The 23444-nt window shown below is 62.6% G+C and carries 25 protein-coding genes and 1 pseudogene; 7 read left to right on the forward strand and 19 right to left on the reverse strand.

The features are described 5' to 3' along the window. Positions 1 to 5: 5 nt before the first annotated feature. From ACN0T5_RS00710 to ACN0T5_RS00735, 6 genes are all read left to right on the forward strand, one after another. Positions 6 to 770 carry an ABC transporter ATP-binding protein gene (locus tag ACN0T5_RS00710; RefSeq protein WP_417766693.1) on the forward strand — a complete coding sequence of 255 codons (765 nt, stop codon included), beginning with the start codon at positions 6 to 8 and terminating at the stop codon, positions 768 to 770. After that, positions 770 to 1483: an ABC transporter ATP-binding protein gene (locus ACN0T5_RS00715; protein ID WP_417766694.1), complete on the forward strand. Its 714-nt coding sequence runs from the start codon at positions 770 to 772 to the stop codon at positions 1481 to 1483. Before ACN0T5_RS00710 ends, ACN0T5_RS00715 begins: the two co-directional genes overlap by 1 nt. Before the next feature lie 2 nt (positions 1484 to 1485). Then, positions 1486 to 2370 carry a branched-chain amino acid ABC transporter permease gene (locus ACN0T5_RS00720; RefSeq protein ID WP_417766695.1) on the forward strand — a complete coding sequence of 295 codons (885 nt, stop codon included), beginning with the start codon at positions 1486 to 1488 and terminating at the stop codon, positions 2368 to 2370. Between the two features lie 10 nt (positions 2371 to 2380). After that, on the forward strand, positions 2381 to 3334 hold the full coding sequence (locus tag ACN0T5_RS00725) for a branched-chain amino acid ABC transporter permease (RefSeq protein WP_417766696.1): 954 nt from the start codon (positions 2381 to 2383) through the stop codon (positions 3332 to 3334). Next, on the forward strand, positions 3331 to 4068 hold the full coding sequence (locus ACN0T5_RS00730) for an SDR family NAD(P)-dependent oxidoreductase (protein ID WP_417766697.1): 738 nt from the start codon (positions 3331 to 3333) through the stop codon (positions 4066 to 4068). The genes ACN0T5_RS00725 and ACN0T5_RS00730 overlap by 4 nt, the downstream gene beginning before the upstream one ends. A 315-nt stretch (positions 4069 to 4383) precedes the next feature. After that, positions 4384 to 5877, forward strand: a complete 1494-nt coding sequence (locus ACN0T5_RS00735; protein WP_417766698.1) for a TolC family protein — start codon at positions 4384 to 4386, stop codon at positions 5875 to 5877. On the opposite strand, the gene ACN0T5_RS00740 is transcribed toward ACN0T5_RS00735, so the two are convergent. From ACN0T5_RS00740 to ACN0T5_RS00765, 6 genes are all read right to left on the reverse strand, one after another. After that, on the reverse strand, positions 5874 to 6701 hold the full coding sequence (locus tag ACN0T5_RS00740; protein ID WP_417766699.1) for a hypothetical protein: 828 nt from the start codon (positions 6699 to 6701) through the stop codon (positions 5874 to 5876). The two genes, ACN0T5_RS00735 and ACN0T5_RS00740, sit on opposite strands and share 4 nt — an antisense overlap. A 73-nt stretch (positions 6702 to 6774) precedes the next feature. Beyond that, the gene (locus ACN0T5_RS00745) at positions 6775 to 8154 is read right to left on the reverse strand and encodes a glutamate decarboxylase (RefSeq protein ID WP_417766700.1); all 1380 of its coding nucleotides are present in this window, start codon (positions 8152 to 8154) and stop codon (positions 6775 to 6777) included. 49 nt (positions 8155 to 8203) lie between these two features. Beyond that, entirely contained in the window at positions 8204 to 9319 is a 1116-nt protein-coding gene (locus tag ACN0T5_RS00750; protein ID WP_417766701.1) for a linear amide C-N hydrolase, read from the reverse strand. A gap of 21 nt (positions 9320 to 9340) precedes the next feature. Further along, positions 9341 to 11044 (reverse strand): FUSC family protein, encoded by a 1704-nt coding sequence (locus tag ACN0T5_RS00755; protein ID WP_417766702.1) that lies wholly within the window; start codon positions 11042 to 11044, stop codon positions 9341 to 9343. A 115-nt stretch (positions 11045 to 11159) separates the two neighbouring features. Beyond that, positions 11160 to 12167, reverse strand: a complete 1008-nt coding sequence (gene mdtN / locus ACN0T5_RS00760; RefSeq protein WP_417766703.1) for a multidrug transporter subunit MdtN — start codon at positions 12165 to 12167, stop codon at positions 11160 to 11162. Positions 12168 to 12215: 48 nt separating this feature from the next. Then, entirely contained in the window at positions 12216 to 12446 is a 231-nt protein-coding gene (locus tag ACN0T5_RS00765) for a YtcA family lipoprotein (protein WP_417766704.1), read from the reverse strand. A gap of 294 nt (positions 12447 to 12740) precedes the next feature. Here ACN0T5_RS00765 and ACN0T5_RS00770 point away from each other — a divergent pair. Further along, a pseudogene (locus ACN0T5_RS00770) lies at positions 12741 to 12980 on the forward strand (IS3 family transposase); the annotation flags it as partial. 228 nt (positions 12981 to 13208) lie between these two features. On the opposite strand, the gene ACN0T5_RS00775 reads toward ACN0T5_RS00770, so the two are convergent. From ACN0T5_RS00775 to ACN0T5_RS00835, 13 genes are all read right to left on the reverse strand, one after another. Continuing rightward, positions 13209 to 13526 (reverse strand): hypothetical protein, encoded by a 318-nt coding sequence (locus ACN0T5_RS00775; RefSeq protein WP_417766705.1) that lies wholly within the window; start codon positions 13524 to 13526, stop codon positions 13209 to 13211. Positions 13527 to 13660: 134 nt separating this feature from the next. After that, complete coding sequence (locus ACN0T5_RS00780; protein WP_417766706.1) at positions 13661 to 14662, reverse strand: DNA cytosine methyltransferase; 1002 nt, start codon at positions 14660 to 14662, stop codon at positions 13661 to 13663. Next, on the reverse strand, positions 14663 to 14833 hold the full coding sequence (locus tag ACN0T5_RS00785; protein WP_417766707.1) for a Com family DNA-binding transcriptional regulator: 171 nt from the start codon (positions 14831 to 14833) through the stop codon (positions 14663 to 14665). It lies immediately after the preceding gene. 181 nt (positions 14834 to 15014) lie between these two features. Beyond that, complete coding sequence (locus ACN0T5_RS00790; RefSeq protein WP_417766708.1) at positions 15015 to 16010, reverse strand: phage late control D family protein; 996 nt, start codon at positions 16008 to 16010, stop codon at positions 15015 to 15017. Then, the gene (locus tag ACN0T5_RS00795; protein ID WP_417766709.1) at positions 16010 to 16270 is read right to left on the reverse strand and encodes a tail protein X; all 261 of its coding nucleotides are present in this window, start codon (positions 16268 to 16270) and stop codon (positions 16010 to 16012) included. The genes ACN0T5_RS00790 and ACN0T5_RS00795 overlap by 1 nt, the downstream gene beginning before the upstream one ends. Then, positions 16267 to 16698, reverse strand: coding sequence for a phage tail protein (locus tag ACN0T5_RS00800; protein ID WP_417766710.1), 432 nt, complete (start codon positions 16696 to 16698; stop codon positions 16267 to 16269). Before ACN0T5_RS00800 ends, ACN0T5_RS00795 begins: the two co-directional genes overlap by 4 nt. Next, entirely contained in the window at positions 16698 to 19193 is a 2496-nt protein-coding gene (locus tag ACN0T5_RS00805) for a phage tail tape measure protein (protein ID WP_417766711.1), read from the reverse strand. Before ACN0T5_RS00805 ends, ACN0T5_RS00800 begins: the two co-directional genes overlap by 1 nt. A gap of 12 nt (positions 19194 to 19205) precedes the next feature. Then, complete coding sequence (locus tag ACN0T5_RS00810; RefSeq protein ID WP_417766712.1) at positions 19206 to 19331, reverse strand: hypothetical protein; 126 nt, start codon at positions 19329 to 19331, stop codon at positions 19206 to 19208. Continuing rightward, positions 19331 to 19732: a phage tail assembly protein gene (locus ACN0T5_RS00815; RefSeq protein ID WP_417766713.1), complete on the reverse strand. Its 402-nt coding sequence runs from the start codon at positions 19730 to 19732 to the stop codon at positions 19331 to 19333. Before ACN0T5_RS00815 ends, ACN0T5_RS00810 begins: the two co-directional genes overlap by 1 nt. 35 nt (positions 19733 to 19767) lie before the next feature. Continuing rightward, complete coding sequence (locus ACN0T5_RS00820) at positions 19768 to 20286, reverse strand: phage major tail tube protein (RefSeq protein WP_417766714.1); 519 nt, start codon at positions 20284 to 20286, stop codon at positions 19768 to 19770. A gap of 26 nt (positions 20287 to 20312) precedes the next feature. After that, positions 20313 to 21575 (reverse strand): phage tail sheath C-terminal domain-containing protein, encoded by a 1263-nt coding sequence (locus ACN0T5_RS00825; protein ID WP_417766715.1) that lies wholly within the window; start codon positions 21573 to 21575, stop codon positions 20313 to 20315. 177 nt (positions 21576 to 21752) lie between these two features. Further along, positions 21753 to 22256: a hypothetical protein gene (locus tag ACN0T5_RS00830; RefSeq protein WP_417766716.1), complete on the reverse strand. Its 504-nt coding sequence runs from the start codon at positions 22254 to 22256 to the stop codon at positions 21753 to 21755. Further along, positions 22253 to 23434 carry a hypothetical protein gene (locus ACN0T5_RS00835; protein ID WP_417766717.1) on the reverse strand — a complete coding sequence of 394 codons (1182 nt, stop codon included), beginning with the start codon at positions 23432 to 23434 and terminating at the stop codon, positions 22253 to 22255. Before ACN0T5_RS00835 ends, ACN0T5_RS00830 begins: the two co-directional genes overlap by 4 nt. Between the last annotated feature and the right edge of the window lie 10 nt (positions 23435 to 23444).

The following is a 23444-nucleotide window of genomic DNA, read 5'->3' on the forward strand; positions in this document are numbered from 1 at the left end:
CCTCCATGCCCCACATTCTCAGGACGATTGGACTCAGCAAGGAGTTCAGCGGATTTCAAGCGGTCGATAATGTGTCGCTAAATGTCCGGGAGGGCGATATCCACGCCCTGATCGGTCCCAACGGCGCCGGCAAGACCACCGTCTTCAATCTGCTTACGAAATTCCTTTCTCCTACGTCGGGCCGGATCCTGCTCGACGAGCGGGACATCACCAGAGAAAAACCTGCCGCGCTCGCGCGGCAGGGACTCGTCAGAAGCTTTCAGATCTCCGCCACCTTCCCTCATCTGTCCGTTCTGGAAAATGTCCGCGTCGCCCTGCAGCGGAGGCTCGCCCCCACATTCGCCTTCTGGCTGCCGGGAAGCAGGCTCCAGGTGCTGGACGAGCGGGCGCTCGAACTGCTGGAACAGGTTGACCTTCAGGACTTCGCGCACAAGAAGGCTGGCGACCTTCCCTATGGCCGCAAACGCTCGATCGAAATCGCCGCAACCCTGGCGATGGAACCCAGGATCATGCTCCTGGACGAGCCGACGCAAGGCATGGGGCATGAGGACGTGGACCGCGTGACCCAGTTGATCAAGCGTGTCTCGACAGGGCGCACCGTCTTGATGGTCGAACACAACATGAAGGTCGTTGCCAATATCTGCGACCGCATCTCCGTGCTTCAACGCGGCTCCATTCTCGCCGAGGGCTCTTACACCGAAGTCTCGTCGGACGCCCGCGTGCTCGAAGCCTACATGGGAAGCGAGACCGAACTGGAGGGGACGCACTGATGGCCGAAACCATCCTCTCCCTTGCCAGTGTCCACGGCTGGTACGGGGAATCTCACGTTCTGCACGGGGTTGATCTGGAGATCCGGCGCGGCGAAGTCGTCAGTCTGATCGGACGAAACGGTGCCGGTCGCACAACGATCCTGCGCGCCATCATGGGCCTTCTGGACCGCCGCGAGGGAGACCTCCAGATCAAGGGGCGTGACATGAGCCACACGCCCGCCCACCGCATGGCGACTGCGGGGCTGGGATATTGCCCGGAAGAACGCGGCATTTTCTCCACCCTGACCTGCGAGGAAAATCTTCTGTTGCCGCCGGTCCTCGACACGAGAAATGGCATGGCCGTGCCGTTGAACGAGATCTACGCGATGTTCCCCAACCTGAAGGAACGTGCGCACAGTCCCGGAACCCGCCTCTCGGGAGGCGAACAGCAGATGCTCGCCATCGCACGCATCCTGCGGACCGGCGCGGACATCCTGCTTCTCGACGAAATTTCGGAAGGGCTCGCTCCCGTCATCGTGCAGACCCTCGGTCGGGTCATTCAGGAACTGAAGTCGCGCGGCTTCACCATCGTCATGGTCGAACAGAATTTCCGCTTCGCAGCCCCTCTGGCCGACCGTTTCTTCGTCATCGAACACGGCCGTGTGGTCGAGGAAATCCCCCAGGCCGACCTCTCGGCCCGGATGGATGACATCCGCACGTATCTGGGAGTATGACCATGAGCGAGATCTTCGGCGTGCCCGCCCCTGTCCTCTATGGCCAACTCCTCCTCGGGCTGGTCAACGGCAGTTTCTACGCCCTGCTGTCCCTGGGACTGTCGCTTATCTTCGGACTTCTGAACATCGTCAATTTCGCTCACGGCGCCATGTACATGCTGGGAGCCTTCCTGGCATTCCTCCTGCTGGGCCAGATCGGACTCGGCTACTGGTGGGCGATCGTCCTGGTGCCCCTGGTCGCCGCAGGCATCGGCATTGGCGTCGAGCGTGCGATCCTGCAACGGATCTACAAGCTCGATCACATCTACGGCCTTCTCGTCACCTTCGGACTGGCAATGATCATCGAGGGCCTCGTGCGGGTTCACTTCGGGGTGTCAGGTCTTCGCTACCCTGTCCCCGCATCGCTGTCCGGCCTGCTCGATCTGGGCTTCATGCGACTTCCGCTCTATCGCGCCTGGATCATCGTCGCAGCGCTCGGCGTTTGCCTGCTAACCTGGTTCGTGATCGAGCGTACCCGGCTCGGTGCCACGCTGCGCGCAGGAACAGAGAACCCGCAACTCGTGCAGGCCTTCGGCATCAACGTGCCGCTTCTCATCACGCTGGTCTTCGGCTGGGGCATTGCCCTTGCGGCTTTCGCCGGCGTGCTCGCCGCTCCCCTGATGCAGCTTACGCCCCAAATCGGGCACTCCATCATCATCACCGTCTTTGGAGTCGTCGTGATTGGTGGCATGGGCTCGATCCTCGGATCGATCCTCACCGGCCTCAGCCTCGGCCTCATCGAGGGACTGGCAAAGGTCTATTACCCCGAGGCCTCGTCGACAGTGATCTTCGTCCTGATGATCCTGGTCCTGCTGGTTCGCCCGCACGGCCTGTTCGGAAAACAGTGAGGCGATACACATGAATACCCGACTTCTTCTGATCGTCCTAGGTGTCGTGGCGCTCGCCATTGCTCCGGCTTTCGTCTACCCGATGCTGCTCGTCAAACTGCTGTGTTTCGCGATCTTCGCCTCGGCCTTCAACCTGATGCTTGGTTACACCGGCCTTCTCTCCTTCGGCCACGCGATGTTCTTCGGGACCGCCGGCTATGCTCTGGGCGTGACCATGAAGCACCTGAACTGGCCGCCGGAGCTTGGCCTTCTCGCCGGCGTCGGCGTGGCCGCCTTCATCGGCTTTCTGGTCGGCTCCATCGCAGTCCGGCGGCAAGGCATCTATTTCGCTATGATCACCCTGGCCATCTCGCAGCTGATCTACTTTCTTGCCATGCAAATGGAATGGACCGGGCGCGACGACGGCTTTCACGGCATCCCCCGGGGCAGCTTTCTGGGTATCCTCGATCTGAAAAACGATCTGGCGCTTTATGGACTTGTCGCAGTCTGCTTCATCCTTGCCCTTCTGGCCATTCAGCGGATCGTCACCTCTCCCTTCGGACAGGTTCTGACAGCGATCCGTGAAAACGAAACGCGCGCGATCTCGCTGGGCTATGACGTCGAGCGGTACAAGGTGCTCGCCTTGACGCTGTCGGCCGGCCTGTCGGGCCTTGCCGGCGCCCTGAAGGCTCTGGCCCTTTCCTATGAATCGCTCAACGATCTGCACTGGGCCCTGAGCGGCGAAGTCGTGATGATGTGTCTTCTCGGCGGGCTCGGCACGCTGGGTGGCCCTGTGGCAGGCGCCTTCTTCGTGATCCTGTTGCAGAATTTCCTGGCCGACAAGGTGGGCGAATGGCTCGCCGTCATCATCGGTGTCGTCTTCCTCACATGCATCCTTGCCTTCCGTAAGGGCTTCGTGGGCGAACTGGCCGAACGCCTTGGCCGCGAACGATCCGCGAAACTCGACCGGGAGGGCGCACAATGAAGGGACGTTCAGCGATTGTCACCGGCGGCGCGCGCGGCTTGGGCCGGGCGATTGTCCGCAAATTCCTCGAACAGGGCGCCCGCGTCTCGATCTGGGATCGGGATGAAGATGCCGCCCGGGAGTGTGCCGAAGCCCTTTCGGACATCGGACCGACCCACTCCTGCACAGTAGACATCACCTCCCCAGAGGAGGTCGCCGAGGCCATGGCGTCGACCCGCAAGACGCTGGGCGATGTTTCCATACTGGTGTGCAACGCAGCGATAGCCGGGCCGCAAGTCCCCTCGCACGACCTGTCCGTCAAGGACTGGAAGCAGGTCATGGACGTGAATGTGACCGGCACCCTGCTCTGCTGTCAGGCCGTCATCCCCGACATGGTCTCCCGCAACTACGGGCGGATCGTCACACTGGGCTCCGTTGCCGGAAAGGAAGCCGGACCGCTAATCGCAGCCTATGCCGCAAGCAAGGCCGCCGTCATCTCCCTCACCAAGACACTGGGCCGCGAACTGGCAACCACTGGCGTCACGGTGAACTGCGTCGCTCCCGGCGCCATCCGGACACGCATCTTCGATGACTGGTCGGACAGTTTCGTGCAGGACCTGCTCGCCAAGATCCCAATGAACCGCTTCGGGACACCGGAGGAGCTTGCCGAACTCGTCGCCTTCGTCGCCTCGCGCAAAGCCTCTTTCTCCACCGGCGCCACCTTTGACATGTCCGGCGGACGCGCCGACTACTGATCCCCGCCCGCCGCCGACACCTTCTCGCGTTTCTAGCCGGCGGTTGATCTGCGGTTCGGTTATCGAGGCGAGGATGTGGTGTAAACACTCGAACAGTGTTTGAGTGTTTGCCGTTCGGCCAGGTCACCAGCGCTATACGGTGTTGATCCTCGAAACATGCGACTTGTTCCCGCAGGTCAGCCGATGACCGAGATACTGGACGTCGAGCCCTTTATCGTCTAGGGCAACTGAAAAATTTCAATGGGTTGTGCAACAGATTGATCCTGTGGTTCATTGCAGGCGGACCGACAGAAGAACGAATTTGGCGTGAGTCTCATGAAATCGACACATGCAAGGCGTGCGACGCTTCTGTTCGGCTGCGTGTTGTTAAGCGGGTGTCTGAGCGACCCGTCCAAGCTCACCTCGTCCGCGCCCGACAAGCCGTGGGGACCAGGCGGCGGCAATGGAAGCTTCGCTGTTCACGGTTCCATCAATGACACACTCGCGACAACATCGACCGGTCCCGAGATCCAAGTCAAAAGCGGCAAGGTCTACACTCTTTCCGAGTTGATCGATCTCGGTCAGCGGTCTCACCCCTCGACGCGGGTTGCTTGGGAGCAAGCCCGACAAGCTGCCGCTGCGGTTGGCATTGCGGAAGGAACATTTCTTCCGATGATCTCGGCCAACGTGATCGCAGGATACCAGGACGTCGTTACGCCGCTGCCAACCCTCCTGGGGGGTACTGACTACGTGTCGACCAAAGCAAGTGGCGTGACGCCGAATATTGCATTGCAATGGCTGCTCTTCGATTTCGGCGAGCGGCAAGCGCTGTTGAACGCTGCTCAACAAACTGCCGTCGCAGCGAATATTTCTTTCAACGGAACCCATCAGGCTCTCATTCACAACATCACGAGAGCCTACTATCTGTATGGCGTTGCCAGACAAAAAAGTGAGATCGCCGAACACTCGCTTGGCAACAGCCACAAGATACTGGCTGCTGCACAGGGACGGTATTCCAGCGGCATAGGCACCAGCATCGAAGTTGCCCAGGCGAAACAACTGGTTGCACAATCTCGCTTCAGGTTGGTACAGGCGCGCGACGGTCTCGACGATGCGTATCAAGGCCTGACCGGCGCCGTTGGCTTGGCACCAAATGTGCAAATCAAGGTGGCCTCGTCCACAGGCCGTCGATTGCCAGGCACGCGAGGGGAACCCACGGACAAAGTTGTCCAACAGGCCTTGTCGCGACGTCCTGACGTTTTGGCGAGCTACGCTGCTCTGAAGGCGAGCGAAGCGAATGAACGCGCTGCCGCAGCGGCATTTCTGCCAAAGGTCTATCTCGGTGCTGTTGCCGCCGCCAATCGAGGGCGCGTGCAGGCAGGCAACTTGCCGGGCGCCGGCCTGCAAAGTACGACGAGCGGCGTGATGCTCGGCGTCACCGTTCCCATCTTCGACGGTCAGATCCGCAAGAACCGCCAGCGTCAGGCTGCGTCTGCCACTAGGGCCGCCGCCGCGGTTCATCGACAGACCAAGGATGCCGCCGTACGGGAGATCCTTCTTGCGTCCAATTCAGTCAGGTCCGCGCTTGCCTCCTATGAGGCGGCATCGGAACTCCGAAGGGCTTCGGTCGTCACCTACAATGCGGCGTTCGAAGCGTATCAGAACGGTCTTGGAACGCTCACGGATGTCACCGCCGCCGACAGTTCCCTTCTTGATGCCCGGGAGGCACAGGCAGATGCGCACGCAGCATCCCTTCTTGCCGCCTCATCTCTGGCTTTCATGTTGGGCAACATGACATCCAGTTCAGCCCCGGAGGACGCGCTGCGCTAGGAAGGTCCGAGAGGACAGGACGGGACCGTGCTCGTCTGCCTGCTTTCCTTCATCATCAAAAGCGCACCAAGAAGAAAGCCCGATGCTCCCAGGCACAAAAGCAGGTTTGCCGAGACGACAATCCAGCCGGGCTCTGGTCCGCGTGGCACGTAGGCGAATATGCTGGCACCCATGAAGAGAATACAGCCGAGCAGATTCGAGGTGACGATCTGCCAATCGAGATCGGCTGGTTTCCACGACCAGTAGCCGTGACTGGTTTCCATGAACGCGAGATAGCCCGAGATCAGGAACAGCACGGAGCCAATCAGGCCCGGCAGCCAGATCGTCAGTTCGGCGAGATACCATTTTGACGGCGGATCGATCGCATCCAGCGTATTGAAGTTGAACATCACCGTCCCGACGAACTGCGTGATGGTACTAAGCCAACCGATATCCGAGGGCTTCCAGCCGATTAGGCGAGGACGCACCGACGTATCAGGTAGTTCGCCTCCCATCTGGCCGGCATTGGCAGCCTGCAGGTTCTGCATGAAGCCGGCGATCGTAAAGAAAATCGACCCTGCGAAGAAGACGAGAGCGAGTTCCAGTGTCGTGATCGGTCCGGGTGTGATCGACAAGAGGCTTGCGAAGATGAAATGCAGCGACCCCACGGCGAACAACACCCCATTCCACCAATTATATGCCGGACGGTGCCAGAAGGGGATTTCGTCTCGGCTTGCGTGTCGCTGCAGTCCTTTGCGGTGCTGGCGTGCACGCAAAACAACCTCGCGCCCGTCGCGCAGGACGCGGCGCATGGTAATGAAAGGCCAGGGTCCTCTGGCGTCCATTCTCGCATCCATGTTCTTTCTGGAGGCAGCAGGCGGCTGCCTCCAGGATCTCTTTTTACCGGGCGGCAGGCCGTCAGTGATGGAAGCCGGAGGCTTCGTCTTCGCCGAGCGGGGTCTTGCGCGGATGGGCATCGAGATGCGCTAGTGCCGCGCGAATGTCATCGATCAGCAACGTGCAAAGATCACGACTGACACCGTTGCGCACGAGAACGCGCTGGATCGACTTGTCCTCGCAATGCGCAGGAAGGGTATAGGCGGGAACCTGCCATCCACGCACGCGTAGCCGGTCGGCAAGATCGAACAGTGTGAACTCCGCCTCCAGTCCTTCTTTCAGCTTCCACGATACGGCCGGAATACCCTTGTCGCGGTTCCCGTCAAAGACGATTTCGAACGGCCCCATGTCCGCGAGCTCCCGCGCAAGATAGGCAGCGCTGTCGTAGCAAGCTCCATGAACCTTGGCGTAGCCCTCTCGTCCGAGACGCAGAAAGTTGTAATATTGGCAGACGATCTGCCCGCCCGGACGGGAGAAGTTGAGGGCGATATCCTTCATATCTCCCCCCAGATAATTGACCCAGAAGACCATTTCCTCCGGCAGGTCGGCCTCCTCGCGCCACATGACCCAGCCCACACCGAGCGGGGCGAGGCCGAACTTATGGCCCGACGCGTTGATGGATCGCACGCGCGGCAGGCGGAAGTCCCATTCCAGATCCGGCGCACAGAAAGGTGCAAGAAATCCGCCGCTGGCACCGTCCACGTGGATGGGAATGTCGAGCCCGGCCTCTTGCTGCAGCCGGTCCAGCGCGTCGCTGACCGCCTTCACCGGCTCGAATTCGCCGGTGAAAGTGACGCCGAGCGTTGGTACGACACCGATGGTGTTTTCGTCGCACAGTTTCAGCACCTCTTCCGGCGTCATGAGCAGGCGCCCGTCCTCCATGGGAATCTCGCGGTGCTCCACGTCCCAGTAGCGGGTGAATTTGTGCCAGCACACCTGAACGGGACCGGTGACAAGGTTGGGGCGGTCGATTGCCTTCCCTTCCGCCTTGCGACGCGCCTCCCAACGGCGTTTCATGGCCAGTCCGCCCAGCATGGCCGCTTCGCTCGAACCGGTGGTTGAGCAGCCCGTCGCAGGGCCTTTCGGCGCGTTCCAGAGGTCGGCGAGCATCCTTACGCAGCGCGCCTCAATCTCGGCTGTCTGCGGATACTCGTCCTTGTCGATCATGTTCTTGTCGATGCACGCATCCATCAGGTCGTGGATTTCCGGCTCTTCCCAGGTCTGACAGAAGGTGGCCAGGTTCTGGCGGGAATTGCCGTCGAGCATAAGTTCGTCGCGTACCGCCATATAGATCCGACGCGGGTTTTCCTCGTGGTTCGGGAATTTCGACTTCGGCAGCGAGGACGACAGCTCCGTGGCGCCGTAGATCGCGTCGTTTGGATTGTTGGCCTTGCGGCTCATCGGTTTCTCCCGTTTCGCGTGCGTAGAGGTCAAGTAGGGTGAGCGGAGGTCAGGTGCGTTTTGCCTGTTTCAGGAGGTCGGTTGCATCGCCCGAAAGGCTGTCAAGCCGATCGAGGGGCAGGATCAGCGGTGCGCCGACACTCGAAAGGCCGTCGAGATCGAAGCTTGCGTAATTCAGACTCCGGTAGGTGCGAAGATGGAAGCGCCTGCGCTCGAGGTCCGACAGGTTGGTCCAGCAGGTGTATTCGGTGGCAGGCCCCTTGCTTTCCGGCCCAGGCAGACCGGCGACTTCCAGATGACCGCCATCAGCGTCTGCACGGGCGACGGACACCCCTCGCGGCCTATCGAAGGCGTTCATCACATGCGCGAGCGTCAGCACCGCCATGTCGGGCGTCGCAGCCTTTTCCGTGAACTGTGCATAGTAAGCCGCGCGCACGAAGCGGCCGACCGAAGTGCTGGAAGAAGGCAGACCGACCGTCGCGATCCCCGAATCCGGCTGAACCGCCCTGTAGCTGCCGAAGGTGGCGCTGGAGGCATCCACATTGGTCAGGAACGTGTAATTGTCGAGGTTGGTGAGGTGCCAGGGAAACTCCGGCCCGTTCGTCATCACTCCGACCGGGTTGTCGTAAAGCGACATTTCACCTTTGTTGAATTCGATTACAAGCGATGCGCCCCCGACATCATGAACTACGTAGTGAAAAGGGGACTCTACCCCGCCAAGCAGAGTGAGCGCCTCAAGCAGAACGGGTTGCGCCTGAAGCGCGGCTTTCACCTCCCCCACGCTTGCGAAGCGGCCAAGTGCCCATGAGCCGAGATCGGAGGCAGAGAGCACGGCCTGTGTCGCGGCGACCGCTTGCTGCGGTCCACCAGCGGCCGGATAGGACAGCAGACTGAAGGTCAGGCCCTGGTCGTTCAGTCCCTCCAGGACCTTGAAGTCGGACAGCCCGAGCGGCGCCTCGCGCGTTGGCATCCGCCCCGGCATCGTCACAGCCAGAAACGCATGCCGGCTCTCATAATCCAGCGGCGCGTGGCCCTCCAGATGTGAGGAGAAGAACTGTCCGGCCGGGCAGTAGGCGAGCTGATAGGGCAAGTCGGAGGTCAACTCCAGGGTCCTCCCGAAGTATGCCTTGCCGGCGGCATCGCGGTAGACGAGTGACGTGCACATGCTCGGAGTTCCTCTTCTAGACTACGTTCGCCGGGTGACCAGAGCAGGTCCAGGCGTACTCACGAACTGTGCTTCGAGTTCGCGACGAATCTCATCCAGTCTTTCGGTAACGTTTTCATGAATTTGCTTCTGGAAGCGTATATGACGATGAAGCCCTTCAAGTCTTCCGCGGATCGACGCGAGCTGGAGGAGTTGCCCGTCGCTGGCCCGCTGCCGGCGTGGCTCGAAATATGCCATGCTCAGAAGGTTGCCGGTCTCCTCAAGGCTCGAGAGGATCTTTGATGAGGCTGCAACGTCGACCATACGGGCATCCGGGGTCTGCCTGGTGAGGTCCGCAAGGGCGTTCGCGCTCACCAGGAGCCGCAAGCGCAAGCCGTTCACGACGCTCACGGGCCAGAACTGGGTGAAAATGACGAAGATCACGAAGATCCCCAGAAGAATGCCAAGGATGCGGTCGCTGGCTTGGGAGAACTCGAAACTGGGACCGAACCCGTTCAGCGTTGTCAGCAGGAAAGCCAATGCGATCTGAACTCCGGCATAGGAAATGCGCTCGTTGCCGGATGAGACCCACCCTGCAATGAGAACAGCGATGAAGACGAGGATCATCAGCCCGCCCACATCTGTGAGATGTGGCATCACAAGCAGCAAAGCCGCTACTCCCATGACCGCACCCACGAGGCACCCCGCAATCCGAAGCGTCAGCTTGCGGACGGTTTCCCCGATCGTGCCAAGCGCGGCGACGTAGCAGGTAATCATGGCCGTATGGATGCCGTTCCAGTCGATGCCGGTATAGATCAGGTAGCATATGACAGCAGCGATCGAGGTCTTGAGCGCGTAGAGCTGATGCCTCGGCGCTGAAAAGGCATCCGCAGCAAGCAGCGGCACGGGCTCCGGCTTGGGACTGGCGCCGGCATCGGGACGGGCAAGGTTTTTCAGCGCCGCGCGCAGCGCATCATCAGCAGGTGTTGATGACTGCGGTTCCGTTTCCTGCGGGAAGGCGAAAACCGGAACTTCCCTCGCCGAGACCAGATCTGCGACCTCCCGCAACTGGACGGCGAGCATCGCCCGCCGGTCCGGAAGGATGGTATCGTCAGGGGCCTGAGCCGCCAGCGCGATCCGATAGCTGGTCTCGACGGCGCCGCTCAGCCAGAGGGACTCGGCGCGCGGGACAAGGTGGAGAAGCCGCACAAGCAGCATCTGCTTCAGCGACTCGTCGTTGCCCTCGGCCAAAAGCTCGATGAGTCTTGCGCTTTCCCCGCCGTGTTCCACCGCCTCCGCCGACGCCCGCAGGCGCTCGACGATCCGGTTGCGCACAAGAACCTGCGACGGCGTTCCCACACAAAGATTGAACAGGATCATGAGCGCCATCGGCATGCAGGCCATCTTCCATGCCGCGAGGAGACCCTGATCTCCAATCTGCCCAATCGGAACGTCGGTAACGAGCGTCATGATGAAAGCGACAATCAATCCCACGATTGCCGCTTGCTCGCCCAGTGGGGTGGTCGAACTGAGAAACAGAAAGACGTATGAGGTGAAGAACATGATCGCCAGTCGGGTGGCGGCGCTGTCAATACTCAGGTTGATGATCGGGATCATCACCAACACCACCATCGAGGCGAGAGCGATCAGACCGATGCCGAGCAGACAGTTCATCACTGCGTCGCGCTTCATGAGGAAAATGATCAGATAGCAGCTGATCGCCGGCTCGGGAATCCGGTAGGTCATCGCGACCCCTGTTACCAGCGCGCACAGCAACGCAACGCGCCAGGTCTGCGCAAACCGCCCATCGAATGGCTGCAGGTCGTGCCAAGCCTGCACGACAAGGCTGGAGAGCGGCCCGCTAGCAGGCATCGTCGAGATGAATGGTCGCGACGGCCGAGGCGCCCACGCGCATCAGTTCTGCAGGTGGATCATCAAGGCGAATCCGGACCGGGAAACGTTGCTGAACCCGAACCCATTCGAGCGATTTCGGCACGATTGGCAGAGAGACCGGAACATTGATCAGGTCCTTTGACCTGATGCCCCAGCCAACACTCTCGACCACACCCTTGATCGCGACCTTGCGGTTCGCCAGAACATGGACGCTAGCGCAGTCGCCTACTGAAATACCTGGGATAACAGTCTCGGTGTAGTTCGCATTGACGTACCAAACATCGCTCTGAATGAGGGTAAAGAGAGGCTGCGCCGGCAGCACGTAGTCGCCCGTTGAAGTCGTCAATCCAACGACATGGCCATCGTTCGGTGCAAACAGCCGCGTTCCGGCCAACTCGTGTTCCGCAATTGCCAGCGCCGCGCGGCGCGCTCGCACAAGGGCCCCCGCTCCCAACTCATCTCCGACCAGCGCCTGTGCCGCATCCTGTTGACGAAGGGCTTCTCTGAGACTTACCTCCGCATCGCGCTTCAGAGTACGAGCATCATCCAGTTGCTGCGCGGAAACATAGCCCTTCTCGGCCATGGGCCGTAGCCGTTCGAGCGACTGCGAGGCCAAATCCAAGTTCGATCGGGCCCGTTCGACCTGTTCGGCCGCAATATCCGCGTTGGCGAGTTCTGCCTGGATATTACGAGACTTGTCGCTGGCTGCGGCTTCGGCCAATTCAAGGTCGGCGCGAGCCTGCTCGACCGCCAGCCGGTAGGCGGTATCATCGAGTTCGAGAAGGAGAGCTCCCTTCCGGACAAAGGCGTTTTCCCGGACGGAAACACTCTTCACCCGACCACCGGCACCGGTTGCCATCCTTGTAACGCTGGCAAACACGGAGGCATCGTCCGACAGAGGATTCGCTTGGGAAACCAAATGACTGCGATAGGCTAAAACTACCGCTGTCGCGATGACCAGGAAACTGATTGCCACACCCCCAAGAGCGGTGAGACGTCCTGAACTTATTGGTAGAGGCATGGTTCAGCGGCCAAAGAATACCATCAGAGACAGATAGGTGAAAGCGAGGCTCATGCTCATGTAGACGGGCACCCGCCAGCGCAAAATATCATCAATTCCCGTCACAACGAGCAGAGCCCGCGTCATGAGTGTCAGAACAATGGCAGCGAACAGGCACACCAGCCACGCCGGAAAATAGCTGCCGAAGAGCGGGATCGAGGGGGCCAAACTGGAAAGGAAAGGCGATGTCGTCACACCAGATCACTATTCTTCAGGCAGATAGCCAAACTTTCATCATTCAAGGTGTTCGAGCGCAAGGTAGCACGCAGAGCGCGAACCATAGTACGATTGGTCGCGGGGAGCAATTTCTGAGGGCATTCCGCTTTTAGGCGATCCACTTCGACCGGCGTAATGCCACACGCGCCGATGGGAGCCTCCCCTCCCGCACTCAGAAGCAACCGCTGGCACCAGCATGTATTTCCGCTCTCCGGTTGCAACGATACAAGATCTCTTTGATATATATTTCGGAGGAAACCCGAAAACTTGCAAAACGCACTGGCGGAAAGCTTATTCAATCCTCTCAAGCGCGAGCGGATACGGATCAGGACCTACCGAACACGCGAGGAAGCAAGGCAGTACGTGTTCGACTACATCGAAATTTCCTACAACCCGAAGCGCAAGCACGTCAGGAACGGGATGCTGTCACCCGTCGAGTTCGAACGGCAGCAGGAAATGCAACCCGAGGGCGTCCACAAGATTCAGGGCTATTCGCCTTCCTCAGCATCATGAGCAACCGACGGGCGGGACGCTCACGTGATAGCTCCAGCGCAGCAACGCGCGAAGTGCGACCTGGCGATCACCCCCCAAGGCTTTCAAAAGCTCACGCTTGCCGAGCGCGTCGCGCAATTCAGCTGGGATGCTCATCTGTAGCGCGCAAAATCAAATGGCACGGCGCGCAAGATCAAATGGCAACAGAAATCGCCGCGCAAACGGGTGCTCAGGCGTCGCCGGGCACGCCTAGTCGATGATACCCTCTGCACGCAGTAGGCGCTCGGTTTGGGTGCAGTGATCGCTGCCTGGCTGGTGTTGGATGATTGCCCCTTTCCGTGCCTCGCGAGTGATGGCTCCCCATGTGACTGCATCGAGCGCGTTGCTCTGGTTGAGGTAGGCCTCCAGACGCGGTGTCTCGATCTTGATCCGACAATGGTCTGCCGCCCCCAGATAGAAGGCCACCGTCTCCAGTCGCTTCATCGTCGAGGCATCGGGCATCGCCGATGCGGGCCATGTGATCAGGAGGCTGGCCAGAACGGATGTGGTCCAGGTTCGGCAATTCATTGTCTGCAATCCTCAGCTGAGCCGCACGTCGCTTGCAATGGCGTCACAGTGCACGCAGCGGTGCGAGCCATCAACCCTGCAGGAGGATCGAAGGCGCTTCACAGTGCCTTCGAACCTTTCGTCAAGCGACTTGGTCACCGCCACGAATTGAGGTGGGCAGTTTTGAGAGTTCTCCACGCATACGCAGCAGCCAGGCTGACCACTCCGTTGCCGGCCGCATCGGTTCTGTCCAACCGATCGGCCACCCCATGATCCAATCCGAAAAGCTCGGGTTGAAGGTCAGGTCTCCTGTCGAGGACCTGTGTCCAAACATCAAGCTCAAATGGAGCGGGCGCGAAGAGCGGAAGCTCGGTCGCCCCTTCGGCCGGGCGTTCCAGGCACGAATGAGCAGCCAGGTCTGCGTCCATTGCCGAGTGGCGTTCCCCAGAGCGATTTGGGAACCCGTCTGCGATGGATCGTTCCGAAGGCGCATGCCGGCATCCGACAGCTCGATCTCCGTCCGGTTGCAGTAGAGGGACTTTGTCGGCGTGGGCCAGAATGAAGAGCCGGCGCCGTAGGTGGGATGCACCGACTTCAAGCGCTGAAAACAGTCCCGCTTTAACTGCGTAGCCCATGCCTTGAAGGTCCTGGAAGACGTCGGCGGCTCCCAGATCGAGATGCCCTTCGACGTTCTCGAAGAAGCACCACTCCGGGTCAACTTCCGCGACGATCCGGCGGATGTGCGGCCAAAGGTGCCTCGGGTCGTCTTTTCCTCTGCGTTGGCCCGCACAACTGAATGGCTGGCATGGATATCCGCCAGAGACGAGATGAACCTTGCCACGCCATGGCCTGCCGTCGAAGGTCGCCACGTCGTCCCAGACAGGAGCCTGATCCAGGGCCGCGTCCGCCATCCGCGCCACGAGGCAGGCCGCCGCAAAAGCTTCCCGCTCGACGTAACACACAGTTCGATATCCGGGTTCTGCGACATGGAGGCCGAGCTCCAGTCCGCCAACTCCTGCGCAGAGTGCAAGTCCCTGCAGGTTGCCACCGAGCCGGTCCTGCCGGCAACGGTCATTGGGATGAATAGCCACACCGGGCATCTCCTGAATTGAGGGGACGCTCGGGTGGCGCTCACTGGTTCGGCCTTTGAAGACCATTCAAACAGTCGTGACGGGGTCGCTCGGCTGGCGCTCGGGTGTGGGCTCGGCAGGCCTCAAGGCATTGATCGTCCCGCATCGCGGGCACTTGATTTCAATCACGTCGGATATCGCGTTTCGGGCGGCCTTCATCAAGAGACGGCGGCAGCTCGCGCATCGGATGGACTCCACTCTCTACCTCAGATAGATCAACCCCGCTGCCGATCGTGATCCGGTCAGCAGAAGCGGCGGGGTCGCTGTTGAGGTTGCTTGCAGCGTGTGGGGGTTCGATTGGCGTTGGGTCCCCACGGTCCGGAAGTCGCATTCCGGGCTCCCCGCTCCTCGCCAGCGATTGCACGAGTGCGGGGCAGTCCTAGTCCTTCTTCCCTCCTTCGGGTGCCTCCAGTTCAATGGTGGTGGTGTAGGTGCTGTCGAAGCGGTGCTCGACACTGGCGGCGCGCCAACGGCCGTTGATCTCGGCGCGGAAGCCGGTCAGCACGACGTCCGCCTCGGCCTGCGCTTCCGGCAGGCCGGCAAGCGTGAGGGAACCCGACCCGGTCGCCCTGGACAGCCGCTCGCCCTCGGCCGAGGCTGCCGTCTTCGCTTCGTCCTGCGATGACAGAACATGGCGCAGCCGGCGATCCGGTCCCTTCTGGCCGGTCTCTGCCTTCTCGATCTCGACCTTGCCCGTCTTGCGGTCGTACCATTTGGCAGAGGTCGCACCGTAGCGCGGACGCGGGTCGCCCTCGATCTGCCACTCGCTCACCTGCGAACGATCGATGGTGAGCGCCGGCAGTGCCTTGCCGGAGGCCGAGCCGGAGCCGCGCTTGACCAGCACCATCTTGCCGCCCTTGACCGAGAAGAGCCCGCCGAAGCGGTCGGCGATCCGTGTCCCGAAGTCGAGCGCCGACTGATCGATGCGCGCGATATAGGGCAGCGGCTCACTGGCAAGCTCCGGGCTCACCTGTGCCTGAAGCCCGTGACGGGCGGCAAGCTGCTGGATCACGCCGCCGACCGTCTCGTCGTCGAAGTGCTCGGACAGTGGTTCCTTCAGGTCGGAGCGCATGTCGGCCGATCGGCCGGAGACGGTCATGGTCTCACCTTGCGGCCCGCCTTCGAAGGCGATGCGTTCAACTGTGTAGAGGCCCATGACCCAGGCACCGACGTCGCGATAGCCGAACCGCACGAGCAGCTTCGCGCCCTCGCGTGGCGCCGCCAATGTGTTGCCGGCATCGTCAAGCGTCAGCTCGCATGTGTCCGCGTCCTGGCCCGTCGCATCGCTCAAGGTGGCGGAGACAAGACGCGAGTAGAAGACGCCCGCAACCGGCTGGCCGTCGACCATGACCTCTATAAACGGGCGATCGCGCATCAGTCCCAAAGCCTCGTCTGCTCCACCTGGTTCGAAACACGCCACTCGGGCAGGTTCACTTCGGTGCCGAGTGGCAGGACAAGACCCTCTGCAGCTATGCCCCGGTTGGCCTCGATGGCCGCTTCGACATAACCGGCAAGGCGAGCGGCCTTGCCGGCATTGCCGAGGATCTCCAGCGCATATTCGAAGCAAAGCTGTTCAAGGCTCGCATCCTCGCGTGTCACGCGGATCTTTGCGGCTGGCAGGGTCGTCTCGGTCATCGGAAGATCCCCAGGTTGCCGCCGGCGCTGTCGCCGTGCGGGGCGACGTCGACCGTGTACTCGAGACGTCGACCCTGGCCGCTTGCCGAGATGATCGACTGCGTATCGGAGACCGACAGGATGACCACCTTGCCGAAGACGCGGCCGGCGGTGCCGGCGGCCGCCCAGCCGACCATCATCACCGGCAGCGCGGCGGCCTGCGTGGCGCGGATTGCCTCGAACTCGTTTCGGCCGCCGAACTCCTCGGGATAAAGGAGGCCGGAGATCGTCACCGGGTTCTCGCCATAGCCGGTGAACTGGCGGCCGGGTGCATTGCCGAAGCGCGGCACGGCCGGCCACATCGCCTCGGTCTGGCGGTCGAGCGCCTGGAAGTTGAGCGGGGCGATCTCGAAGACATGCGGCCCCAGCGCCAGCAGCGGAACGGCCACTACTCGGTTCCCCCGTGCATGGCGCCGGTCTTGGCGCGGCGCACCGCATCGGTGATGCCGCGATTGGCGGCATTGGCGGCGGCGACCGGATCGGTCACGCCGGTGATGGACTGCGAGACGTTGACGGTGACCTGCGGCGGACGCTTGTCGATGACCTCCGCCTTGATCTTCTGTTCAACCTTGGGCGCGTCAACGAGACCGCGTTCCCGCGCATAGCTCTCCAGCGGCAGGATGGAATTGTCGTTGCCTGAGGATGGGAAGGGCGAGCCCGCGTTAGCCGTCGCGGCGTTCATCCCCAATTCATTGCGCAAGTCGTTGTAGTTGGACTGGCGCTCGTCACCCCCTCCGAACGTCAGGAAATCGAAATCCAGCAGCCCCTTGAGGGCCGCCACCTTGGCCTCGAACCACGCGGTCAGGGTTCCCCACGCGCCTTCGAGACCTGAAATAATCGCCTCGACGATCGCGGCGCCGAAACCCGTGAAGGCGCGCAGCGTGTCGCGAATGGCATTGCCGATACGCTCGCCGATGCGGCGGCCGGCGACCGAGATCTCGCCCGCCTCGGCACCGCTCAGCTGCTCGGCCGTGAAGAAGCTGGCGAAGAAGTCGGCGACGGCGTCCTTGGCTTGGTTGAGGCCGGCGAGGATACCGGAGACGTCGAACATGCGGGCAAGGGCGTCTCGCACCGCATCGACGTTGATGCCGAGAGAAGCGGCGATCTCGCCGGCCCGTGCCGCAACGCTGTCAACAAAGCCGGACCATGCCTGTTTGACCGCCTCGATCTCCGGCGCGAAGGCCGAGGCCAGCCCTTCGAAGAAGCCGCCTACCGCCGCTTTCAGCCGATCCCAGTATTTCCAGACAGCGAAGGCTGCGGCGGCGATCGCCGCAAGCACCACGGTCACCGGCCAGCCGGCCGCCGCGATTGCCGAAAGGGCGGCGGTGGCGGCCGTCTTCAGTCCGGCGAACGCTCCGGTCAGCATGCTCCCGCGCAGCACAGTGGAGAGCATCGACAGACCGGCGATCGCAGACTTCAACCGCTTCGGACCGAAGGACGCAAGGAACAACCCGACGGACGCGGCGGCACGGCCAAGGCCGCCGCTCGCTGCCCGCAGTCCGCGCAAGGCGCGTGCGACAAGCGAGATGTTCCGGCCGCTGGCACTGAAGCGCCAGAACAGCGAGGTCAGCCGGATCAAGGGGCCGGCCATCAAGGCGTAGGCGTAGGAAACCACGCGGCTTGCCACGCCGAAGGCAAGGAGCGCGGCGGCGCCTTCCACCAGTTGCGCAGTGAGTTCCGGATTGGCCTCGGCGAAGGCTGCAAACTGGGCGACGAGGCCGCTTGTTGTCTCCATCAGTTCATTGATGGTGGGCAACAGGACATCACCGAGCATGATGGCGAGGCTGGCGATCTGGTTCATGAAGAGCGCGAACCGGTTGAGCGTAGTCTGCGCCCGCTTGTTGTATTCCTCGGTCGCCGATCCGGCGTAGTCGGCTTCCTCCGCCACGAGCCGGAAGGCCTGTGCCAGGAGGTCCGGGTTGTTGAGGAGCTTGGAGAAGTCGTCGGAAAAGTCCTGGCCGACCAGGTCGATCAGCGCCTTCATGCCATCGGGTGACTTCGAAAGACGTTCGAAGAGGTCCTGAAGCGCGGCGGGCGCATCCGCATCGAGCGATGCCATGAAGCCCTTGTACGTGAGCCCGGCCGTCTTCAGCGCGCCTTTTACCTTGTTGCCACCCTGCGCCAGGCGGTTGGCCAGCGCCGACACGCCGCGCGCGGCGGTCTCCGGCGCGATCCCGGCCGCCACCATGGCAGCGCCGACCGCATTCATCTGGACGGCCGTCAGCTTCAGGGTTCGCTGTGCACCGGCCGCCCGGTTGGCAAAGTCCGTGATCTCGGCCGCCGTCGCAGCCATGTTGTTGGACAGGTGGTTGGCCGCGTCGGCAAACAGCTCAAGCCCTTCCTGACCCAGCCGATAGACGTTGCGCAGCTTGGCAAAGCGCGTGCCGATTTCCTCGGCCGCCATGTCGAAGGCGACGGCGGCACGCGCGGTGAAGGCGGTGAAGCGCTCCAGCTGTTCGGTCGGAATGCCGCCCTGCGCTGCGGCGGCCATGATCGTGGTCAGACCCGTGGCCGACATGGCGATGTTTCGGCTCATGCCGAGCAGGCCCTTGCGGATCTCGCCAAGCTTGCGCACCGGGACGTCCAGGACCTTCTCAAGGTCGGCGAAGGCGTCCTCGAACTGCGCGGCCGCGCGGATCGGCGCGGCGAGCGCCACCGCCATGCCGAGAGCATCGGTCAGCCGGCCGCGCGCGCGGGAAAGCCGCTGCTCCGCATTGGCAAGGGCGGTGTCGATGTTGGTGGTTGAAAAACCCTGGCGGATCGCGCCGGAAAACCCCTCGCGCAGATCCTTCGCGCCCTGCCGGATGCCGGCGACATCCTTGCGAACCTTCTCCGCGCCCTTTGTCAGGAAGGAGATCAGGAGCGAGACATTCATGTCGGCCATGATCGCCCTCGCTTACGGGAGTTGGCCAAGCGCCTTGAGGACGCGCGGCAGGTCACGGCGGAATGCCAGGAACTCCTGCCAGTCGAGGGCCTCAAGTTCCGATGGCTGCCAGTGGTAGGCAGCCGCCAAATCGCTCATCAGCTCGAAAACGCGGTGCCAAGGTCCGGAAAAAAACCGAACATCGCCTGGCCCGCCTTGAACAGGTCGACCGGGTCGAGATCGTCGATCACCGCCGGTGACACGCCGCACAGGTCGGCGAGGATCTCGGTCAGCCCGTCGAGGCGTTGCGGGTCGGTCAGCAGCGCCAGCGCCTCGGCGATCGTGTCCTTGTCCGCCACCGCGCGGGCCATCGCCTCACCTTCGGCAGTGGCCATCAGGTTGCGGACGAAGTCCGGGCCGAGAAGCGCCACCACGCGCTTGACGTGGCGGGCGCGCGGCCGGCGCATCGTCAGCGAGGAATGGGACTTTCGGTCGGTGTCCCCGCCTTCTTCGGCCGGCACGGTCAGGGTGATGGTCTCGGTGAGCTTGGGCGTGGTCATGGGACAGGTCCGATTACGAGAACGGGAGGCGTGGATCAGCCGAACAGGGCGCGGCGCCGGCCTTCGTTGACGGCGACGCCATTGCGCACCGCCCAACCACCCTGGGTGAAGTTGAACCGGTGCAGCACCTTGCCGTCGGCCATGTAGGAATAGTTCAGGATCGACCCGATCTTGTGGTCGTAGCCGGACGCCTTGCCGCCGCTCATTTCCTCCTCAGCTACGGAAACCAGCCGGCCGGCGATGTCGATGGCATGCTCGTGCTCCGTGCCGTCGAGTTCGTCGACGATGAACTTCTTGCCGGTGAAGGTTCGGCGGATGCCTGGCGCGCCGCCGAACAGGCCGGCAACGGCCGGCGTATGCGACTTGAGCTTGAACGGGGCTTCCAGCGCCTTCACGCCGAGGCCGGCAACCTGGATCTGAAGATCGCTGCCGCCCGGCTGGAAATCCTCGGTGATCTCCTCGAGGCCGGGCAGCTGCATGCTCTCGATCTGGATAGCAAGGTTCATGTCGTCGTTCACGATCAGCGTGAACCCGCGCAGGATGGGAAGGGACATGGAAAGCTCCTTTCGAAGGGGCGGACTTACGCGGCCTCGCCGACGCGCTCGAAGCTGACCGAGATGCGGCGATTGATCTCGTCGGCGAGCAGGTCGAAATAGACCTCGTTGCGACGCGAGCCGAAGGTGAGGTCTTCGAGCGGCGGGGCTTCCTCGGCATCGAATTCGATGCGCAGCTTGCCCGATCGCAAGGCCGCATTGGTGTTGACGTCCCGGTCCCAATAGACGTCGCCGCCGAGGATCGCTCCGACCGCCTTCAGCTCGTCCAGGAACTGCTGCAGCGAGCGCATGATCGCGATGACGAGCTGCGGCGACAGGTTCTGGTCGTTGGCCCAGCGGAACGAGCGCGAGATCGTCTTCTCAATCAGGGCGCGGGTACGGACGACATTGACGAACTGCCAGAGCGGGTCGGTCGACGTGGTGCGGTTGCCCCACAGGATGCGGCCATTGGCGGCGAAGGCGCCGCCTGCGCCCTGGACGAGGCGGGCCGGTATGAAGGTCGCGATGCCGGCCTCGTTCAGGAGGTTCGCCTCGTGGTCGATCTCCCCGTCATAGTAGGAAACCGGCCGGGCGATGCCGAGAATGCCGCCACAGTCCTGGTTGGACGGCGACCAGTAGGGGCCGCCCTTCTCCTTGTCGCGCTTGATGAAGAGGCCCGCCGCAAACGGCGCGGCCGGCTTGACCACCGGCCCGCCTTCGGCACTGACCTTGACCATGGGATCGACCAGATAGGCGAAGCGGTCTGAGAAGTCCGCCCGATAGGCAAGGCTCGCGTCTTTCGTCGGGCCGCCGGTGTCGAAAATGGCGATCGCCTGCAGCTTCTTCGCCACCTGCTCGACGGCATCCGCGACCGGGTTCTTGGCATCGGCGATGCGGGTCGCCGCATAGCCCGGCGCGATCAGAAGATCGGGCTCAACGCCGACATGACCGAGGGCATATGCGAAGGCATGCGCGCCGGTCTGCGAGGCGGCCGAGCCGACCATGTTGGTGCGGGTGGCGTCCGCGTCGACACCTTCGGCAACGCGCACCATGACAATGGAAGCTTCGATCCCTTGCGCCTTGACGGCATTGATCACGTCAAGCGCGGTGCCTGTCGCCCCGAGCAGCGCGATCTTTTCGGTCTCGTGGGTGTAGATATGGACGGGTTCGTCCAGCGGAAAGGCCGTGTTGTCGGCGTCCGGCGCGGTAACAAGCGCGCCGAGGGTGGAAACGTCCGAGACGGCAATCGGGCGCGGCTCGTCGCCGAGCCGCAGGACACGGGTGCCGTGATTGAAGGGGGCGACGGGCATGCGCTGATCCTCGTTTGCAGGGTCAGCGCAACACTATGTGGGGGATGCCTTTGCCCGCGCCCCTGACAGTGTCAGGTCACTTGTCAGGGGAACGCGGGGTCAGCTGGCGGCAGGAGGAAAACAGTTTCAAACAGGTCTCACGCTGCCATGAAACCGCGCCCCTTGGCAACGCGCAGCTTAAAGATCCGCCGCCGCGAGCCAGAGCGTGTCGACCTGGAGCGTCGGCAGCTCGAAGACTGCCGCCATCTGGTCGATGAGCGCATGGTGGCGGTCATAGGTTGAGGCGTATTCCCATTCGATCTGCGCGCAGGCCCGATCGGTCTCGTCGGCGATCGCCGCGATCTCGGCCTCGACCATGGCCGGCGTGATGCCGATTTGAAGCAGCATCAGACGACACTGCCGGGCGGTGATCGGCGGCAGGACCGGCGCGGGCTCCTGCCATGCCTCGGTGCTGAAATCCCACACCGCGCGGCCGTCCGCGGGCGGGTGCGGAACTTCGATCCCGCCAGGGGGTGGGACGAGTTCGGGAGTGACCGTCTCGACCAGATCGGGCTGCTCGACGGGCTCGCCGGTTTCCGGGTCCGGGACCGGCGGCTGCGGGACAAGGACCTGATAGGCCGGCGCGGAGGTGACCGAGCCGAGATAGATGCCCTCGGCGTCGACGAAATACCTGGTGATCATGCGAAGGCCCTCAGCCGGAAGTTCCAGTTCGCGTTGGTGAGGCCAACCGGGTTGCCGTTGTCCGACCGCGTCACGAAGTAGGCGTTGGCCGTGTTGGGAAAGGTGACGTGGATGTTCGTTGCGTCTGCCCTGATCGAGGCCCCCTGATAGGCCGACCCGCCGTCGGCAGTCGGCCCGGACAGGTAGATCACTTCGCCGACCGCGAAGCCGTGCTCTGCCGTCACACATTGCAACATCGTCTGGATGATCTTCGGGGCTTCGCCAAGGCCATGAGCCATCGTGATCTTGCCGATTGCCGTGATGGGATGGAGGCCAGAGGTATAGGTCGGCCTCCTCAGCGGCGCGTTGCCCTCATGAAGGTACTTGTGGGTGCCGGCCCCCTTGTACAGTTCGCCGTCAGCGCCCATCCGGAAGGCGTCGACGAAAGCTGTGCCATCGTTCTTGGCAAAGGTCAGGTTGTAGCCGCCGGTCTTGAGCAGCCAGCGCGCTTCCAGGACGCCATCGCCGATGATGACATGCGCCTGGCCGATCTCGGTGCCGATCGTTCCGATCTCAAGGGAGCCGGTTCCGTAGTTGCCCCTGAACACCCGCGTCAGAGGGTTGCCGGCAGCATCGAAGCGATGGAGGAAGAAGTTGCCGTCGGTGTCGGTGCCGAACTCCCAGCGACGAATGCCCGCCTCGTTGGAGATCCGGTAGATCCGAAACCCGCCATCGGCGCCGCGCACGTCCAGTGTGTCCTTGACGGCCAGCGATCCGGTCAGGACGCCGCCGGCCAGCGGGAGCAACGCCGCAAGCGCCGCCGCGAGACCGGTGACATCCCCGATCTGGTGACCGTGTGCCTTGGGCGCTGGCTCGCCGCCAATGCCGATCGTGCCGCCCGCCTGCGTCGTCAACGGCCGACCGACGGGAGCGCCGGCAATCGACACGTCCGACAGGCCGGCCAGCGTGTGGTTGTGAGCAACCGCCGCCTTGCCATCGAGCGCGGTGGCAAGGCCGGTGACATCGGCGATCGCGTGGCCGTGCGTCGTCGCCGCCTTGGTCGCCAGGGCAGCCAGAAGCGCGGCGACATCGCCGTCGATCGCTGCGAAGGCATCGATCAACCGCTGCACGTCCTCATTCACCTTGTTGGCAGCGTCCGGCAGCGGATAGTTCCGGTTCGGGGTCGTGTTGGCGACCATGTGCGGTTCC

Origin of the sequence: Stappia sp. (assembly GCF_048261845.1) — a bacterium.
Classification (GTDB): Bacteria; Pseudomonadota; Alphaproteobacteria; order Rhizobiales; family Stappiaceae; genus Stappia.

Coding starts and splice junctions, on each gene's coding strand:
- ACN0T5_RS00775 (WP_417766705.1), bottom strand. CDS start 13,526: ATGAATTGCCGAACCTGGACCACATCCGTTCTGGCCAGCCTCCTGATC.
- ACN0T5_RS00795 (WP_417766709.1), bottom strand. CDS start 16,270: ATGACCGAGACGACCCTGCCAGCCGCAAAGATCCGCGTGACACGCGAG.
- ACN0T5_RS00815 (WP_417766713.1), bottom strand. CDS start 19,732: ATGACCACGCCCAAGCTCACCGAGACCATCACCCTGACCGTGCCGGCC.
- ACN0T5_RS00790 (WP_417766708.1), bottom strand. CDS start 16,010: ATGCGCGATCGCCCGTTTATAGAGGTCATGGTCGACGGCCAGCCGGTT.
- ACN0T5_RS00780 (WP_417766706.1), bottom strand. CDS start 14,662: ATGGTCTTCAAAGGCCGAACCAGTGAGCGCCACCCGAGCGTCCCCTCA.
- ACN0T5_RS00820 (WP_417766714.1), bottom strand. CDS start 20,286: ATGTCCCTTCCCATCCTGCGCGGGTTCACGCTGATCGTGAACGACGAC.
- ACN0T5_RS00830 (WP_417766716.1), bottom strand. CDS start 22,256: ATGATCACCAGGTATTTCGTCGACGCCGAGGGCATCTATCTCGGCTCG.
- ACN0T5_RS00755 (WP_417766702.1), bottom strand. CDS start 11,044: ATGACCTACCGGATTCCCGAGCCGGCGATCAGCTGCTATCTGATCATT.
- ACN0T5_RS00805 (WP_417766711.1), bottom strand. CDS start 19,193: ATGGCCGACATGAATGTCTCGCTCCTGATCTCCTTCCTGACAAAGGGC.
- ACN0T5_RS00735 (WP_417766698.1), top strand. CDS start 4,384: ATGAAATCGACACATGCAAGGCGTGCGACGCTTCTGTTCGGCTGCGTG.
- ACN0T5_RS00810 (WP_417766712.1), bottom strand. CDS start 19,331: ATGAGCGATTTGGCGGCTGCCTACCACTGGCAGCCATCGGAACTTGAG.
- ACN0T5_RS00730 (WP_417766697.1), top strand. CDS start 3,331: ATGAAGGGACGTTCAGCGATTGTCACCGGCGGCGCGCGCGGCTTGGGC.
- ACN0T5_RS00740 (WP_417766699.1), bottom strand. CDS start 6,701: ATGGACGCCAGAGGACCCTGGCCTTTCATTACCATGCGCCGCGTCCTG.
- ACN0T5_RS00715 (WP_417766694.1), top strand. CDS start 770: ATGGCCGAAACCATCCTCTCCCTTGCCAGTGTCCACGGCTGGTACGGG.
- ACN0T5_RS00750 (WP_417766701.1), bottom strand. CDS start 9,319: ATGTGCACGTCACTCGTCTACCGCGATGCCGCCGGCAAGGCATACTTC.
- ACN0T5_RS00725 (WP_417766696.1), top strand. CDS start 2,381: ATGAATACCCGACTTCTTCTGATCGTCCTAGGTGTCGTGGCGCTCGCC.
- ACN0T5_RS00745 (WP_417766700.1), bottom strand. CDS start 8,154: ATGAGCCGCAAGGCCAACAATCCAAACGACGCGATCTACGGCGCCACG.
- ACN0T5_RS00835 (WP_417766717.1), bottom strand. CDS start 23,434: ATGGTCGCCAACACGACCCCGAACCGGAACTATCCGCTGCCGGACGCT.
- ACN0T5_RS00825 (WP_417766715.1), bottom strand. CDS start 21,575: ATGCCCGTCGCCCCCTTCAATCACGGCACCCGTGTCCTGCGGCTCGGC.
- ACN0T5_RS00710 (WP_417766693.1), top strand. CDS start 6: ATGCCCCACATTCTCAGGACGATTGGACTCAGCAAGGAGTTCAGCGGA.
- ACN0T5_RS00720 (WP_417766695.1), top strand. CDS start 1,486: ATGAGCGAGATCTTCGGCGTGCCCGCCCCTGTCCTCTATGGCCAACTC.